Annotated in this window: 12 protein-coding genes and 2 tRNA genes; 5 read left to right on the top strand and 9 right to left on the bottom strand. The window is 69.1% G+C overall.

Translation table 11 applies throughout. The features are described 5' to 3' along the window. Positions 1-245: 245 nt before the first annotated feature. The 6 genes from rho to argS form a co-directional block, all read right to left on the bottom strand. Entirely contained in the window at positions 246-2,315 is a 2,070-nt protein-coding gene (gene rho, locus ACFVBH_RS27675) for a transcription termination factor Rho (protein ID WP_379005934.1), read from the bottom strand. A 324-nt stretch (positions 2,316-2,639) separates the two neighbouring features. Beyond that, complete coding sequence (thrB, locus tag ACFVBH_RS27680) at positions 2,640-3,593, bottom strand: homoserine kinase (RefSeq protein ID WP_354986830.1); 954 nt, start codon at positions 3,591-3,593, stop codon at positions 2,640-2,642. A 25-nt stretch (positions 3,594-3,618) separates the two neighbouring features. Continuing rightward, complete coding sequence (gene thrC / locus ACFVBH_RS27685; protein WP_379005937.1) at positions 3,619-4,698, bottom strand: threonine synthase; 1,080 nt, start codon at positions 4,696-4,698, stop codon at positions 3,619-3,621. Beyond that, entirely contained in the window at positions 4,695-6,032 is a 1,338-nt protein-coding gene (locus ACFVBH_RS27690) for a homoserine dehydrogenase (RefSeq protein ID WP_379005939.1), read from the bottom strand. The genes thrC and ACFVBH_RS27690 overlap by 4 nt, the downstream gene beginning before the upstream one ends. Beyond that, a complete protein-coding gene (gene lysA, locus ACFVBH_RS27695; RefSeq protein ID WP_354986827.1) occupies positions 6,029-7,450 on the bottom strand; it encodes a diaminopimelate decarboxylase in 1,422 nt (473 codons plus the stop codon). Before lysA ends, ACFVBH_RS27690 begins: the two co-directional genes overlap by 4 nt. Next, the gene (gene argS / locus ACFVBH_RS27700; RefSeq protein WP_379005942.1) at positions 7,450-9,108 is read right to left on the bottom strand and encodes an arginine--tRNA ligase; all 1,659 of its coding nucleotides are present in this window, start codon (positions 9,106-9,108) and stop codon (positions 7,450-7,452) included. Before argS ends, lysA begins: the two co-directional genes overlap by 1 nt. Positions 9,109-9,232: 124 nt before the next feature. On the opposite strand from argS, the gene ACFVBH_RS27705 reads away from it, so the two are divergent. The 4 genes from ACFVBH_RS27705 to ACFVBH_RS27720 all read left to right on the top strand — a co-directional run bounded on the left by ACFVBH_RS27705 (position 9,233) and on the right by ACFVBH_RS27720 (position 12,497). Continuing rightward, the gene (locus tag ACFVBH_RS27705) at positions 9,233-10,159 is read left to right on the top strand and encodes a DUF3105 domain-containing protein (protein ID WP_354986825.1); all 927 of its coding nucleotides are present in this window, start codon (positions 9,233-9,235) and stop codon (positions 10,157-10,159) included. Further along, positions 10,159-10,866, top strand: coding sequence for a DUF305 domain-containing protein (locus ACFVBH_RS27710; RefSeq protein ID WP_354986824.1), 708 nt, complete (start codon positions 10,159-10,161; stop codon positions 10,864-10,866). The genes ACFVBH_RS27705 and ACFVBH_RS27710 overlap by 1 nt, the downstream gene beginning before the upstream one ends. 127 nt (positions 10,867-10,993) lie before the next feature. Continuing rightward, positions 10,994-11,066: transfer RNA gene (locus ACFVBH_RS27715), tRNA-Arg, on the top strand. Between the two features lie 150 nt (positions 11,067-11,216). Beyond that, positions 11,217-12,497 (top strand): alpha/beta hydrolase family protein, encoded by a 1,281-nt coding sequence (locus ACFVBH_RS27720; RefSeq protein ID WP_379005945.1) that lies wholly within the window; start codon positions 11,217-11,219, stop codon positions 12,495-12,497. On the opposite strand, the gene ACFVBH_RS27725 is transcribed toward ACFVBH_RS27720, so the two are convergent. Together ACFVBH_RS27725 and ACFVBH_RS27730 are read right to left on the bottom strand one after the other, a co-directional pair. Further along, positions 12,452-13,816, bottom strand: coding sequence for a hypothetical protein (locus tag ACFVBH_RS27725; RefSeq protein ID WP_379005947.1), 1,365 nt, complete (start codon positions 13,814-13,816; stop codon positions 12,452-12,454). The two genes, ACFVBH_RS27720 and ACFVBH_RS27725, sit on opposite strands and share 46 nt — an antisense overlap. A gap of 237 nt (positions 13,817-14,053) precedes the next feature. After that, positions 14,054-14,410 (bottom strand): hypothetical protein, encoded by a 357-nt coding sequence (locus ACFVBH_RS27730; protein WP_379005949.1) that lies wholly within the window; start codon positions 14,408-14,410, stop codon positions 14,054-14,056. 182 nt (positions 14,411-14,592) lie between these two features. On the opposite strand from ACFVBH_RS27730, the gene ACFVBH_RS27735 reads away from it, so the two are divergent. Then, entirely contained in the window at positions 14,593-15,096 is a 504-nt protein-coding gene (locus ACFVBH_RS27735; protein ID WP_354986820.1) for a hypothetical protein, read from the top strand. 70 nt (positions 15,097-15,166) lie between these two features. Here ACFVBH_RS27735 and ACFVBH_RS27740 read toward each other — a convergent pair. After that, a tRNA-Cys gene (locus ACFVBH_RS27740) sits at positions 15,167-15,237 on the bottom strand. Between the last annotated feature and the right edge of the window lie 11 nt (positions 15,238-15,248).

A 15,248-nucleotide genomic window follows, 5' to 3' on the forward strand; every position in this document is an offset into this window, starting at 1 on the left:
GCGACCACCCTCATCCATCCGGCGGCCACGGCGTCGGGCAGCGGGTCCGGCGCCGTGACCGCCACCATTCTGGGATTCGTGATCGCCGGGGCGATGCTCGTCGGGCTGTTCTTCTACAGCCCGCGCGCGGTGCCCGTCCTGGGCCCGGGGCACTGGAGCGCCCTAGCGGCGAGCATGCTGCCCCGGAAACAGCAGCGGCCCCGCCGAAGCGGGGCCGTCACTGTCAATGCCGTTCTAGGACAATGTTATTCGTCCATCGCCCCGGGGGCGGTCTTGGAGACCGTCATCAGGAACTCGGCATTGCTCTTGGTCTTCTTGAGTCGATCCACGAGCAGATCGATGGCCTGATGTGAATCCAGGCCCGAGAGCACGCGGCGCAGCTTGTGCACCACGCCCGCCTCGTCCGGAGACATCAGCAGATCGTCACGACGGGTGCTGGAGAGATTGACGTCGACCGCCGGGAACACGCGGCGCTCGGCGATCTTGCGGTCCAGCTTGAGCTCGGCGTTACCCGTGCCCTTGAACTCCTCGAAGATGACCGTGTCGCCGGTGGAACCGGTCTCGACCAGCGCCGAGGCGATGATCGTGAGCGAGCCGCCGTTCTCGATGTTGCGGGCCGCGCCGAGGAACCGCTTGGGCGGGTACAGCGCGGTGGAATCCACACCACCGGAAAGGATTCGGCCCGACGCCGGGGACGAGTTGTTGTACGCGCGGCCCAATCGAGTGATCGAGTCGAGCAGCACCACCACGTCCTGCCCCATTTCCACCAGCCGCTTGGCGCGCTCGATGGCGAGCTCGGAGACGGCGGTGTGGTCGCCCGGCGGGCGGTCGAACGTGGAAGCGATGACCTCGCCGCGCACGGAGCGCTGCATATCGGTCACCTCCTCGGGACGCTCGTCCACCAGCACGACCATCAGGTAGCACTCGGGGTTGTTCGTGGCGATCGCGTTGGCGATGTCCTGGATGACCGTGGTCTTACCCGCCTTGGGCGGGGACACGATCAGCGCGCGCTGGCCCTTGCCGATCGGCATGATCAGATCGATGATGCGCGTGGTCAGCTTGTTCGGCTGGGTCTCGAGGCGCAGTCGCTGATTCGGGTACAGCGGGGTGAGCTTGTTGAATTCCGGTCGGCGCTTTGCGGATTCGACATCCGAGCCGTTGATGGAATCCAGGCGCACCAGCGGATCGAACTTCTGCCGCTGATTGCTCTGATCACCGTCGCGCGCCGCGCGCACCGCACCGGTGACGGCGTCACCGCGGCGCAGGCCGTTCTTGCGCACCAGGTTCATGGACACGTACACGTCGTTCGGGCCGGCCAGGTAGCCGGAGGTCCGCACGAACGCATAGTTGTCGAGCACGTCGAGAATGCCGGCCACCGGCTGCAGGACGTCGTCCTCGCGGATCTCCAGCTCACGGCTCTCCCGGCTGCCGCCGGCGTCGCCCGCCACGCCGTCGCGGTCACGCCCGCGACGCCGCTCGCGGAAGCGGCGGCCCCGGCGGCCGCGGCCGCCTTCCTCGTCGTCGTCGGCGGCCGCGCGATTGCGATCGCGGTCGTTGTTGCCGCCGCGCGCGGTGCCGTTCTGGTTCTGCTGGTTCTGGCCGCCCGACTGCTGGTTGTTGCGGTCGCGACGACGCTCACCGCCCTCGGAATCCGACTTCTCGGCGGCTTCGGAGTTGGTGGCGGCGGCTTCGCCGGCGTTGCCGGATCCGCCCCGCTGCTCACGGCCACGGCGCTGGCGGCCCCGGCCGCGCTCGCCGCGTTCGCGGCCTTCCTCGCCGCCGTCGGCCCGATTGCCTTCGGCCTCTTCGCGCTTGGCCTCACGCGGCTCGGCGGACTTCTCCGGAGCGGACCCGGTACGCGCGGGCGCCTCGGCCTGCGTGCGGGTCTCCTCGGCCTTCGGGGCCGGGCTCTCGGTCTTCGCGTCGGCGTTCTCGGCCTTCGCGGCAGGGGTCTCGGCCTTGGCGGGAGCGGCCTCGACCACGGCGGACTCGCCCTTGGCCTTGGCGTCGGTGCGCTTGGCGGTCGACTTACCGCTCACCGCGCCGCCACTCACCACGGCCGACTTGGCCGATCCACCCGACTGATTTTCCTTGATGGCGGCGATGAGATCACCCTTACGCATTCCGGAAGTGCCTCGAATACCGAGTTCCCCCGCAAGCGCACGCAATTGCGGCAACAACATTCCAGTCAGCCCCGATCGTGCGATGTCAGTGTGTTCGCTCATCTTCGAAATCTGTCCGGATTCACTATCGCGATCCGAGGAGTTTGAATCACTTTCCACCCCGGGTGTCGCGAGCAGGTCCGTCTCTGTCACGGAAATCCTTTCCTTCCCTCGACCGCCGTGTGCCTGATCGAGGGTTCCTCCTGCAGTCCGGTCTGATGCCGGACTCGGATGCCGTATCGCCTGTCCCGCCGGATCGGTGGGGGTACCTCCGCGTGGGCCTGCCCACCGAGTGAAAAGGCGGGAGAGATCATCCCAGTTGACTGGCTACCCCCAAGTTTCGAGCCTCAAGCCTCGAGCCTGAGCAAGGAGCCTCTGGAGCGATTGCCCTAATGAAGCACCGGCGTCTGACGCGCACGATGTACGGACTCGCTCAGGATAGCTCCCGCCCTTTACATCGGCAAGGCAGGCACGCGGTCAATCCACCAGCACGCCGTCGGCGATGCCGGGTTCGAGAACCCGCAGGCCGTCGGCGATCGCGAGTTCACGCAGTTCCGCAGGGAATTCGCTGGTCCCGAGGGCCAAGACCGTCGGACCGGCGCCCGACACGGTGGCCGCGAGGCCCGCCGCGCGCAACCGTTCGATCCATTTCGTCGTCAGCGGCAGCGCCGAGGCGCGGTAGCCCTGGTGTAGCCGATCCTGGGTGGCGGCCATCAGCAGGTCAGGGCGCTGCGTCAAGGCGACTACCGACAGCGCCGCGCGACTCGCGTTGAAGGCCGCGTCGCCGTGCGGCACGGTCTCGGGCAGCAGGCCGCGGGTGTGCGCGGTGGAGGACCGCTCCTCGGGAATGAGCACGAACGGGCGCAACGACGGGTGCGGATCCAGCCGCACCGCGCGGTATACGCGCTGATGATGCTCGGCGGCGCCGTTGGGCTCGCCCCGATGTTCGGTTTCGGTCCAGGACACCACGATTCCGCCCAGAATGCTGGCGGACGCGTTGTCGGGGTGGCCCTCGAACTCCGAGGCCAGCTGCACCATGACGGCGTCGTCATAGGCCAGTCCGGCATCGAATTTCGCGGCCAGACCGCGGCCGGCGGCCAGACCGCCGACCACCGCCGAGGCGGAGGAGCCCATGCCCCGCGAATGCGGAATCACGTTGTGGCACACCACGTCCAGGCCGTCGGCCCAGACGCCCGCGGCCTGCAGGCCGCGCTCGATGGCCCGCACCACCAGATGCGAAGGGCCCCAGGGCACATCGTCGGCGCCCTCCCCCTCGACCCGGATGTTAAGCCCGGACTCGGTGGTGGACACCGAGATCTCGTCGTACAGCCCCAAAGCGATTCCGAGGGAATCGAAGCCCGGCCCCAGATTGGCACTGGACGCCGGGACCCGCACCGTGACCGAAATTCCGGCGGGCAGGGTGCGAGTCATCACCTGACTGTCGCGCGAATTCAACTCAGGCCAGCTCGAGTTCGCGGGCCACGGCCACGGGGTCGACATGGATGGGCTTGATCTCCGGCATGCCGGCCAGTGCGTTGTCCGGGTCCTTGAGGCCGTTGCCGGTCACGGTGCAGACCACGGTCAGGCCGGCGTCGAGCCAGCCTTCCGCGCGCGCGGCGAGCAGACCCGCGACCGAGGCGGCCGATGCGGGCTCGACGAAAACGCCCTCGGTGGCCGCGACCAGGCGATACGCCGCGAGGATCTCCTCGTCGGTGGCCGCGCGGAACGCGCCGCCGGACTCTTCCTTGGCGGCCACGGCCTGGTTCCAGGACGCGGGCGCGCCGATGCGAATCGCGGTCGCGATCGTCTCGGGATCCTTCACCGGGGCGCCGTTGACCAGCGGCGCGGCGCCGGCGGCCTGCACGCCGAGCATGCGCGGCAGCGAGGTGGTGACCCCGTCCGCGTAGTACTCGTTGTAGCCCTTCCAGTACGCGGTGATGTTTCCCGCGTTGCCGACCGGGAGCACGTGCACGTCCGGAGCCTTGCCGAGCACGTCGGCGATCTCGAAGGCGGCGGTCTTCTGCCCCTCGATCCGGTACGGATTGACCGAGTTCACGAGGCCGACCTCGGGGAATTCCGCGGTCACCTTGCGCGCGAGCTCGAGGCAGTCGTCGAAGTTGCCCTCGACCTGGATGATCTTCGCGCCCAGCATGACCGCCTGGGCCAGCTTGCCCATGGAGATCTTGCCCTGCGGGATCAGGACCGCGCAGGACATGCCGGCCCGGGTGGCGTACGCCGCAGCCGAGGCCGAGGTGTTGCCGGTGGAGGCGCACAGCACGGCCTTCTTACCGCTGGCCTTGGCCTCGGTCATGGCCATGGTCATGCCGCGGTCCTTGAAGGAACCGGTCGGGTTCGCGCCCTCGACCTTGAGGTACACCTCGCAGCCGGTCAGCTCCGACAGGTGCGTGGCGGGCACCAGCGGGGTGCCGCCCTCGAACAGCGTGACGGGCTCCCAGTCGGCGCCCAGCGGGAGCCGATCCCGGTACGCGGCGATCAGACCCGGCCACGGGGTGTGCGTGGCAGCTGTCGTACTCATTCCTCGGTGCCTTCCAATCTCAGAACACTGGTCACGGATGTGACGGAGTCCAGCTCGGCCAACGCGGCCACCGTATCGGCCAGCGCCGACTCCAGCGCGTGGTGGGTCACCACGACCAAGCGGGCGCCGATATCGTGCCCTTCCTGGCGAACCGTCGAAATACTGACCCCGTGCTTGGCGAATTCGCCCGCCACCGCTTCCAGCACACCGGCGCGGTCCGCGACCTGCATGTTCACGTGGTAGCGGGTGGGGGTGTCGCCGACTGCCGCGATCGGCAGCTCAGCATAGACCGATTCGCCGGGCGCGCGGCCACCGTAGAACTTGTTGCGCGCCGCCATCACCAGATCGCCCATGACGGCCGAGGCGGTGGGCGCGCCGCCCGCGCCCTGCCCGTAGAACATCAGGCGGCCGGCGTTCTCGGCCTCCACCACGACCGCGTTGAACGCGCCGCTGACCGAGGCCAGCGGGTGCTTGCGCGGGATGAGCGCCGGATAGACGCGCACCGAGATGGATTCCTTGCCGCTCTCGTTGGTGACGCGCTCGGCCATGGCCAGCAGCTTGACGGTGCAGCCGACGGCGGCGGCGGTCTCGAGATCCTCGGAAGTGATCTTGGAGATGCCCTCGCGGTAGACGTCGGCCGAGGTCACGCGGGTGTGGAAGGCGACCGAGGCGAGGATCGCGGCCTTGGCGGCGGCGTCGTAGCCCTCGACGTCGGCGGTCGGGTCGGCTTCGGCGTAGCCCAGGCGGGTCGCTTCGGCCAGCACGTCGCCGTAGTCCGCGCCGGTCTCGGCCATGGCCGAGAGGATGAAGTTGGTGGTGCCGTTCACGATGCCGACCACCCGGTTCACCCGGTCACCGGACAGCGACTGGATGAGCGGCCGCACGACCGGGATGGCCCCGGCGACCGCGGCTTCGAAGTACAGGTCGGCGCGATTGTTCTCGGCCGCGCCCGAGAGCTCGCCGGTGTAGTCGGCCAGCAGCGCCTTGTTGGCGGTGACGACGGACTTGCCCGCCTCGAGCGCCGACTTGATCAGAGCGCGCGCGGGGTCGATGCCGCCCATGACCTCGACCACGATGTCCACGTCGTCGCGGGCGACGAGCGCCTCGGCGTCGGTGGTGACGAGCTCGGGGGCCAGGCCGCGATCCTTGCTCGCGTCGCGCACGGCCACGCCGCGCAAGACGACGGGGGCGCCTACTCGGTTGGTCAGGTCATCGGCGTGCTCGCGGATGACGCGCACCACCTCCGTGCCGACCGTGCCCATGCCGAGGACGGCGATTCCGATGGGATGATCCGATCCCCAAACATCGCCCTTGGTGCTGGCTACCTCGGTCATGCATTCACCTCCAAGCTGAGTAGGTCCTCCACCGTTTCACGGCGAAGAATCAAGCGCGCCTTGCCGTCTCGCACAGCGACCACGGCGGGACGCGTGAGCAGGTTGTAACGACTCGACATCGAGTAGCAATACGCGCCGGTCGCCGCCACCGCAACCAGATCCCCCGGGCCGACGTCGGCCGGGAGCCAGGTATCACGAATGACGATATCCCCACTCTCGCAATGCTTTCCAACAACACGGGCGACGACCGGGTTGGCGTCGCTGGATCGCGAAACCAAACGGCAGTCATATTCGGCCTGGTAGAGCGCGGGCCGGATGTTGTCGCTCATGCCACCATCGATGCTGACATAGCGACGGCGCAGGCCCGCATCCAGGACCACGTCCTTGGTGGTGCCGACCTCGTACAGGGTGACCGTGCCCGGCCCGGCGATGGCGCGGCCCGGCTCGACCGCGATGGTCGGCACCGGCAGGCCCGCGCGCTCGGCTTCCTCGGCGACGATGCGGCGCAGCTTGGCCGCGAAATCGTCCAGGGCCGGCGGATCGTCGTGCGGAAGGTACGAAATACCAAGGCCGCCACCGAGATCCAGCACGCTGATCTGCGCGGCGCGCTCGACGCCGAACTTGTCGACCGCCTCGCGCAACAGTCCGAGCATGCGCCGGGTGGAGATCTCGAAGCCGTCGATCTCGAAGATCTGCGAGCCGATGTGCGAGTGCAGGCCCACCAGGCGGAGATTGTCGGACTCGAAGACCCGGGCGATGGCCTGCATGGCGTCGCCGCTGGCGATGGAGAAACCGAACTTCTGGTCCTCGTGCGCGGTGGAGATGTACTCGTGGGTGTGCGCCTCGACGCCGACCGTGACGCGCACCAGCACCTCGGCCACCTTGCCGGCCGCCTTGGCGACGGCCTCCAGGCGGTCGATCTCGATCAGCGAGTCCAGCACGATGTGCCCGACCCCGGCGGCGACGGCCGCCTCCAGCTCGGGAACCGATTTGTTGTTGCCGTGCAACGCGATTCGCTCGGCGGGGAAGCCCGCGTGCAGCGCGACGGCGAGTTCGCCGCCGGAGCACACGTCCAGGTGCAGGCCCTCGTCGCGAATCCAGCGCGCGATCTCGCCGGACAGGAACGCCTTGGACGCGTAATGAACTCGCGCACCGGCGCCGAAGGCGCGCACCATGTCGCGGCAGCGCGAACGGAAGTCGTCCTCGTCGATGACGAACAGCGGGGTCGCGAACTCCGCGGCCAGCTCGTGCACCGGCACGCCGGCCAGCCGGACCACGCCGTCCTCGTCACGGGAAGCGTTGCGGGGCCAGACATTCGCGGGCAGTTCGATCATCTGCCGCGGATGTTCGGGCCGCTCGGGCAGATTCGGCGCGGGCGGGATGTCCGCGTGACGGGGACCGGCGGGATGGGCACTCATTACATACGCTCCGGAGCACTGACGCCTAGCAGGCCGAGGCCGTTGGCGAGAACCTGACGGGTGGCTTTGACCAGCTCGAGGCGGGCCGCGTTACGGGCACTGACGGGCTCGTCTCCCAGCGGGAGCACGCGCATGTCCTTGTCCGACTGGAAGGGGTGGTACGCGCCGGCGAGTTCCTCCAGGTAGCGCACCACCCGGTGCGGCTCGCGCACCTCGGCGGCGGTGGCCAGCACCCGGGGGTATTCGCCGAGGGTGCGAATGAGCTCGCCCTCGCGATCGGCGGTCATCAGCGCGAAATCCGGTGCGACCGAGTCGAAGTCGAAGGACGCGGCATTGCCGATGATGTTGTTCGTGCGGGCGTGCGCGTACTGCACGTAGTAGAGCGGATTCTCGTTGTCGGCCTTGGTCCACAGGTCCAGGTCGATGTCGATGCTGGAGTTGACCGAGGAGCGCACCAGCGAGTACCGCGCGGCGTCCACGCCGATCGCCTCGACCAGATCGTCGAGGGTGATCACGGTGCCCGCGCGCTTGGACATCTTCACCGACGCGCCGTCCTTGACCAGATTCACCATCTGGCCGATGAGGACCTCGACGGTGTTCGGGTCGTCGCCGAACGCGGCCGCGGCGGCCTTGAGCCTGCCGATGTAGCCGTGGTGATCGGCGCCGAGCATGTAGATGCACAGGTCGAATCCGCGCGAGCGCTTGTTCTGGAAATACGCGATATCGCCGCCGATATAGGCGGAATTGCCGTCGCTCTTGATGACGACACGATCCTTGTCGTCACCGTATTCGGTGGAGGCTATCCACCACGCGCCGTCCTTCTCGTACAGATTGCCCGAGCCCTTGAGGGTGTCCAGGGCCTGCTCGACCGCACCGGAGGCGAACAGCGCGCTCTCGTTGAAATAGACGTCGAAATCCACGCCGAAGTCGTGCAGGTCCTGCTTGATCTGCGCGAACATGAGCTCGACGCCTTCGCGGCGGAACAGTTCGTGCCGTTCGTCCTCGGGCAGGTTCGGCGCGTCGGGGTGCGCGGCCACGACGGTGGCGGCGATGTCGCCGATGTACGCGCCGCCGTAGCCGTCCTCGGGGGTCGGCTGTCCGGTGGCCGCGGCCACCAGCGACTTGGCGAAGCGATCGATCTGCGCGCCGTGGTCGTTGAAGTAGTACTCCCGGGTCACCGCCGCGCCCTGCGCGGACAGGATCCGGCCCAGCGCGTCGCCGACCGCGGCCCAGCGGGTGCCGCCCAGATGGATGGGCCCGGTCGGGTTGGCGGAGACGAATTCGAGGTTGATCTTCTGTCCGCCGAGCGCGTCCGCGGTGCCGTACTTCGCCCCCGCGGTGAGAATTTTCTCGATGATCGCGCCCTGGGCCGCCTTCGCCAGGCGAATGTTCAGGAACCCAGGGCCCGCGACCTCGGCGACCTCGATGCCCTCGGCCTGGCCGAGCGCCTCGGCCAGCAGCGTGGCGAAATCGCGGGGGTTGATTCCCGCCTTCTTGCCTACCTGCATGGCCACATTCGTGGCATAGTCACCGTGCTCGGGGTTGCGGGGACGCTCCACCTTGACCTCGTCGGGCAGGACCGCAGGGTCGGATCCACGTTCGACAAGTACCTTCGCAGCGGTTGCGCGAAGGAGATCTGCAAGGTCAGCTGGAGTCACGAGTAACTATCCTATGGTCTGAGCAGGTGAACGCCGCGAGCGGGCACCTACCGGGCAGGCGCCCAGCAAACGATGCGGCCGCATCGTTTGATTGTCCGACACGTCGAAGAGAGCACAACGAGCTATGCCGAGCAGGACCAGTGCCAAGTCGGCCAAGGCCGTGAAGGCCGCGGGCAAATCCTCGCGTTCCGGCCGCAAGGGCGGGAACGGAAAGCTGCCCAGCAACCGAACCATTCCCTGGATGACGATCGCCGCCGTGGTGGTGGTGCTGGGTCTCGTCGGCGGTATCGCCGCGTTCCTGGTGCCCAAGTACCACGCCCGCGAGGAGCTCAAGAACCCGTCGGCGTACATCGACGGCATCGTCAAGAAGGACTATCCGGCGGGTCTGCACGTGGCGGCCACCCAACGGGTGGCCTACGACCAGTCGCCGGCCTTCGGCGGCCCGCACGACGGTTCGTGGGCGAACTGCATGGGCACGGTGTACGCCAAGGCGATTCGCACCGAGAACGCCGTGCACTCGCTCGAGCACGGCGCGGTCTGGGTCACCTACAACCCGGACAAGGTCGATTCGGCGGCCGTCGAGACCTTGAAGAAGAAGGTCGAGGGCAAGCCGTACTCGCTCATGTCGCCGTACCCGGGCCTGGATTCGCCGATCGCGCTGCTGGCGTGGGGTCATCAGCTGAAGCTGGACTCGGCCGACGATTCGCGGGTGGATCAGTTCATCAAGGATCTGCGCCTGAACGAGAACACCTACCCCGAGGTCGGTGCGAGCTGCGCGAACCCGACGTTCGACACCGAGAATCCGCCGGCGTTCGACCCGAGCGCGCCCGGCCCCGACGCGGTGCCGATGGACGGTAAGGGCCTGACCCAGGATCCGACCGAGCTCGGTGGCGGCGGCGCGAGCCCGTTCGGCAACGGCCTGTCCGGCATTCCGGGACTGGAGACGGTCCCGGGCCTCGAGAACATGCCCGGTGGCGTGCCCGCGATTCCCGCGCCCACCGACGGCCCGACCCAGCCCGCCGAGCCGGTCGAACCGGCTCCGGCGCAGTAATGCCGCCGCCCTTGCTCGCACACGAGGACTCCGGCGACCACGAACCGACGGCTCCCCTGCGGGAGCCGGCCCGGAACCAGCGGCCCGCGCTGCTGGTGCTCGGGGTGATCGCGGTCGTGCTGCTGGGGTTCGCGGCGGGACTGCTGGTGGGAAACCGGGACACCGCCGCGGCCGCGGGATCGGTGGATATCGGTTTCAGCCAGGACATGTCGGTGCATCACGGGCAGGCGGTGGAGATGTCCGCCATCGCGCTGGCCGGTTCCGATGATCCGGCGATCAAGCGACTGGCCTACGACATTCTCACCACGCAGCAGAATCAGGCCGGGCGCATGCAGGCGTGGCTGTCGCTGTGGGGCGAGCCGCTGCTGCCGGCGGACGGCTACATGGGCTGGATGAGCGAGGCGAGTTCGCATCACGGTGGCGGGCAGCACACGGGCTCGGTCCCGTCCATGCCCGGCATGGCCTCGGATCAGGAACTCGCGACCCTGCGCACGGCCACCGGCCCGGCGCTGGACAAGCTGTTCCTGCAACTGATGCTGCGCCACCACCAGGGCGGCATGCCGATGATCGAGTACGCCGCCCAGCGCGCGGACACCGATCAGGTGCGGAACCTGGCGGGCACCATGGCGAAAACCCAAGCCAGCGAATCGCAATTGATGACCCAGATGCTCGCCGAGCGCGGCGCGACCCCGCTCCCGATGAACTGACGCGCACGCAAGACGCCGGCCGGGCGCGCAAAACGCCCGGTCCGAAAAGCTTTTTGGCCCAGCGCACCCGATGCGCTACGCTTTCGGAGCCCGCTTGGAAGCTCGAAGGTCCAGGAGGGTCTACCCCGCCCTCGTAGCTCAGGGGATAGAGCGTCTGCCTCCGGAGCAGAAGGCCGCAGGTTCGATTCCTGCCGAGGGCACCGGATGGTAAGGCCCCGATCATGTTTCATGATCGGGGCCTTACTCGTTTCCGGGGGTGGGGCCACCGCCCGGGACACACACCCGCCGGTGTCACCACGAGGACGTTTCATTGCGGCTCGCGGGACCGACAGAGCGGTATGTTTCTGGACATGTCGGACATCGAGGCGGTGCGTGCGCAGCGGTCCACGCGGCCGTCGCCGCGCCGGCGGTCCGGGTTCGTCACCGCGACCGCGCTGGCGGCGGCGATCGTGAGCTCGCCGGTCTCGGCCCGGCCCGCGGCCGCGACCCCGGTGGTGGACGACTCCCCCGACCTCTCGTTCTATTCCGCGCCGGACGACCGGATTCCCGGGCCGCCCGGTTCGATCATCCAGATCCGGGCCGTCATCGGCGATCCCGCGCTGCCGAACGCGCGAAACTATCTGCTGCTGTACCGATCCGTCGATATGCACGGCATGCCGGTGGCCGTCTCGGGCACCGTGTCGGTGCCGCAGGGCAGCCCGCCGCCGGGCGGGTGGCCGCTCATCTCCTGGGCGCACGGCACCACGGGCGTGGCCGATGTCTGCGCGCCGTCGCTGGACTCCTCGGAGCTGTATCCCGCGCACGACTACACCGCGCTGGTGCGCCGGGTGCAGGCGCGCTGGATCGCCGCGGGGTACGCGGTCGCGCAGACCGACTATCAGGGGCTGGGCACCCCGGGCCCGCACGGCTATCTCATCGGGACCGCCGAGCAGCGCGCGGTGACCGATATGGCGCGCGCCGCACGCGAACTCGAACCCGAGATCGGCAAACGCTGGGTGGCCATGGGTCATTCGCAGGGCGGGCAGGCCGCGATCTTCGCCAACGCCCAGGCGCAGGAGTGGGCGCCGGAGTTGCGCCTGCTGGGCGCGGTCGCACTGGCCCCGGCCTCACACCAGGGCGTGGGGCTGCAGGCGGCACAGCTGGCGACGGTGGCCGGGATTCCCAGCGCGGGCGCTTCGCTCGCGGGCGAGTCGACGGCGTTCCTGCCCTTGATCATTCGCGGCGCGCAGACCGTCGCCGACATCGACCCGGGCAGATTCCTGACCGCCCACACCACGGCGATGGTCTCGCTCGCGGACGCCAGTTGCATCGGCGGGCTACGCGGCCCGCAGGCGTGGGGCGGCCTGGCCATGAACGAGGTCTTCGATAGCGAGGGCGATATGAGCGCGCTGACCCGCGTGCTCGATGAGAACGATCCCAGCGCACTGACTTTCACCCGGCCGCTGCTGGTGCTGCAGGGCCGCGACGACACCGTGGTGCCGGCGGTCGCGACCGATTCCCTGGTGGCGAAACAGCGCCTGGCGGGACAGCCGGTGCAGTATCGCGGCTACGCGGGCGCGGATCATCGCGCCGTGCTGGAGGCGTCCTACGACGACGCGCTGCTGTGGGTGAACGCGCGCTTCGCGGACTGAATCCCGGCCGGCCGCAATCGATACAGCAGCAACAGGCCCGCCGCGCAGCCGAGGCTGATGGCCAGCGCCGTCCAGCCGGGCGTCGCCGAGACCGCGCCCGTCGGATCCCGATACCAACGCGGCGAATAGGCGATGCGCCCGAAACTGCTGCCGCGCAACGCGATCACCAGACACGGCACCACCAGCGCGCTCAAGGCCACCACCATGCTGGTCGGCGCGACCGGGGCGGGCCCGGCGAAGGCGTAGCCCATGAGCAGGCCGAGCGCGGTGATGCCGACGATGGGGATGACCGCGTCCGAGTGCGCGTGATCCGCCGTCAGCGCGGCGAACAGGGCCAGCAGTCCGGTCCCGGCGAAGGCCGGCCACGGGGAAAACCCGCGCCTGCCGAGGTAGAACCCGAGCAGCACGCCGCCGATCTGCATCAGCGCGCTCCAGTCCGGCCGCGGCACCGTGAAGATGGCGCTGCCGGAGTTGGTGACCGCGACCGCCAGCAGCACGTAGCGGCCGTCCCGCCCGGGCAGCAGCAGCGCGGCGAGCAGGGCCGCGACCAGGGTGACCGCCGCCGCGAGGACGATATTCGGCACAGTGCCGGGTCCGCGCACGAACCACTCGGTGGACAGTGCGGTGGCCATCACCAGCACCAGTGCGGCCAGGATCGGGGCGATGGGCAGGTCGGCGGTCTCGGTCTCGGCGTCGTCGGCCGGACGCTGCACGCTCACCCCGGCCGCCAGCGCCACGACCGCGATCAGCAGGAGCCAGACCGGCGGGGTGCCGACCGAGAGCCACTCGGTGAAGGTGGGTTCGCCACCGGACTCGGGCAGCGAGGTGAGGTCGCCGAACAGAATCGCGCCCAGCGCGCCGACGAGGAAGGCCGTCGAGGTGATCCGCCGGCCGCACACGGCCACCCCGAGCGTGCCGAGCAGCAGCCCGCCGAAGATCGAGTCGATGTAGTTGACGGTGATGAGGGTGCCGGTGAACGAGGAATTCAGATTCCACAGGTGATCGGCGAGCAGGATCGTCGCCGAGCCCAGGGACATGAGCCAGGCCGCCCGCCGGCCCAGGGCCACCGCGAGCGCGGCCGCCACCACCGCGAAAATGGCCCCGGCCGCGGCGGCACGGGGCATGTTCAGCACCAGCATGTCCAGTTCGAGGGGGCCGCCGTCGTCGGACCACGCGAGATCGAGCGGGGCCATGAGCAACAAACCGGCGACTATCGCGCCGAGAAAGGCGGACGCGACCTCGGCTAGACCTGCAAATCGGCGTAGATCAGGCACGACCGCCATATCCATCGGATACTCCAACGCAGACTTCGCGCCCATATCGTCACCTCTCATCGGTGATGCGACGCTTATCGCGCTACAGCATTTCGAGCAGCTAACTGGTCTCGAGGTTAACAGCCGGTGCCCATACCGGAGAGGGCGAGTGAAATTGCCCACACCTATCGAGAGTGCCGCTGCGCTGCGAAAACACGGAAGAACCGACCGGCGCACCGAGGCGGACGTCACGGTCGGTGACACATGGGGGCCGTGCTTCGCGCGTCGTCGCCGACGCGCGATTCAGGCGCAGCGGTAGCGGAAGGTCGCGATCGCGGTGATGCCGGGGACCACGCTCACCTGCTGAACCGGGTCGCCGTCGACCGCGCAGCCGGACAGGTCGCCCGCCCGGACCCGGTAGCACCCCGCGCCCGCCGGAACGGTGGCCGCGCCGGTGGCATCGGTGGTGACGGCGGGCAGGGCGGGACCGCCCGCGCACGGGGTGATGTCGGCGGTGACGCCCGCGATCGGGAACTGTTCGGGGCCGTACACCGCGCGCACCTGCACGCCGGTGTCCACGGCGGGTGGCTGCGCGGCGGCGAGCGGAGCGGCCGCCAGCGAAGCGGCACAGACGGCGAGAACGAACAGCGTGCGGCGCACGGGCACTCCTTCGGATCGAGCCGGGCGAATTCGCCCTCGCGCCAATATATGTGGCGGCGGCCCTGAGGCGGTGCGGCACACGCGTTCCGGGGGCCGGTGCCCACTCGCGCGGATCCCGCCGGGCCACAACCGTTGTGGCGTAAGGTGCGGGCAGTTCATGCCAGGACGATCGAAGGAACCCGATGACCCTGCCGCCCGGCGGACAACCGCATGCCCCCGCCCAGGACGCCGAGCGCTCCACCGGAACCGGGAACGGCGGGCGCAGACCACTGCTCATCGGCCTGCTGGTGGCCGCGGTCGTGGTGGTGGGCGGCGGTGTCGCCGCGACGCTGGCGCTGACCGGGAAGTCCGATCCCTCCGCCGCCGAGCAGATCGATTCCGCGATTCGCGACTTCTACGGCACCCTGTCCGCGGAGGGCCCGTCGGTGGCGGTCGAGAAGGCGTGCGCCGCCGATCGCGCCGAGTTCGCCGCGCTGCCCGACGCGCAGAAGGTCGCCGCCGATCGCGGCAGGTTCACGATTCGCATCGTCGGTGTCGCCGATATCGCGATCGCCGCGGAAACCGCGACCGCGCAGATGACCGGCGCGCTCGCGCTGGCCGGCGCCGAGGACAAGACCACCACCGCCACCGAGCATCTGCGCCTGGAATCGGGCTCCTGGAAGGTCTGCTCCGCGGACGGCAAGTAGCGGGCCGAAGGCGAACCCGCACAGCCGAATCAGGCCCCCACGGCGAACCGTGGGGGCCTGATCTCTCCAGAGCGAGCGGCGGGAGTCGAACCCGCGTATACGGCTTTGCAGACCGCTACCTGGCCACTCGGTCACACCCGCATCGTCATCAA

The sequence above is a fragment of the Nocardia sp. NPDC057668 genome (assembly GCF_042799795.1).
In the GTDB taxonomy this organism is placed as follows: Bacteria; Actinomycetota; Actinomycetes; order Mycobacteriales; family Mycobacteriaceae; genus Nocardia.

What these genes read in the sequence shown, in the direction of transcription:
- thrB (WP_354986830.1), bottom strand. Translation starts at nt 3,593, where the DNA reads ATGACTCGCACCCTGCCCGCCGGAATTTCGGTCACGGTGCGGGTCCCG.
- ACFVBH_RS27705 (WP_354986825.1), top strand. Translation starts at nt 9,233, where the DNA reads ATGCCGAGCAGGACCAGTGCCAAGTCGGCCAAGGCCGTGAAGGCCGCG.
- ACFVBH_RS27690 (WP_379005939.1), bottom strand. Translation starts at nt 6,032, where the DNA reads ATGACCGAGGTAGCCAGCACCAAGGGCGATGTTTGGGGATCGGATCAT.
- ACFVBH_RS27725 (WP_379005947.1), bottom strand. Translation starts at nt 13,816, where the DNA reads ATGGGCGCGAAGTCTGCGTTGGAGTATCCGATGGATATGGCGGTCGTG.
- ACFVBH_RS27710 (WP_354986824.1), top strand. Translation starts at nt 10,159, where the DNA reads ATGCCGCCGCCCTTGCTCGCACACGAGGACTCCGGCGACCACGAACCG.
- lysA (WP_354986827.1), bottom strand. Translation starts at nt 7,450, where the DNA reads ATGAGTGCCCATCCCGCCGGTCCCCGTCACGCGGACATCCCGCCCGCG.
- thrC (WP_379005937.1), bottom strand. Translation starts at nt 4,698, where the DNA reads ATGAGTACGACAGCTGCCACGCACACCCCGTGGCCGGGTCTGATCGCC.
- ACFVBH_RS27720 (WP_379005945.1), top strand. Translation starts at nt 11,217, where the DNA reads ATGTCGGACATCGAGGCGGTGCGTGCGCAGCGGTCCACGCGGCCGTCG.
- ACFVBH_RS27735 (WP_354986820.1), top strand. Translation starts at nt 14,593, where the DNA reads ATGACCCTGCCGCCCGGCGGACAACCGCATGCCCCCGCCCAGGACGCC.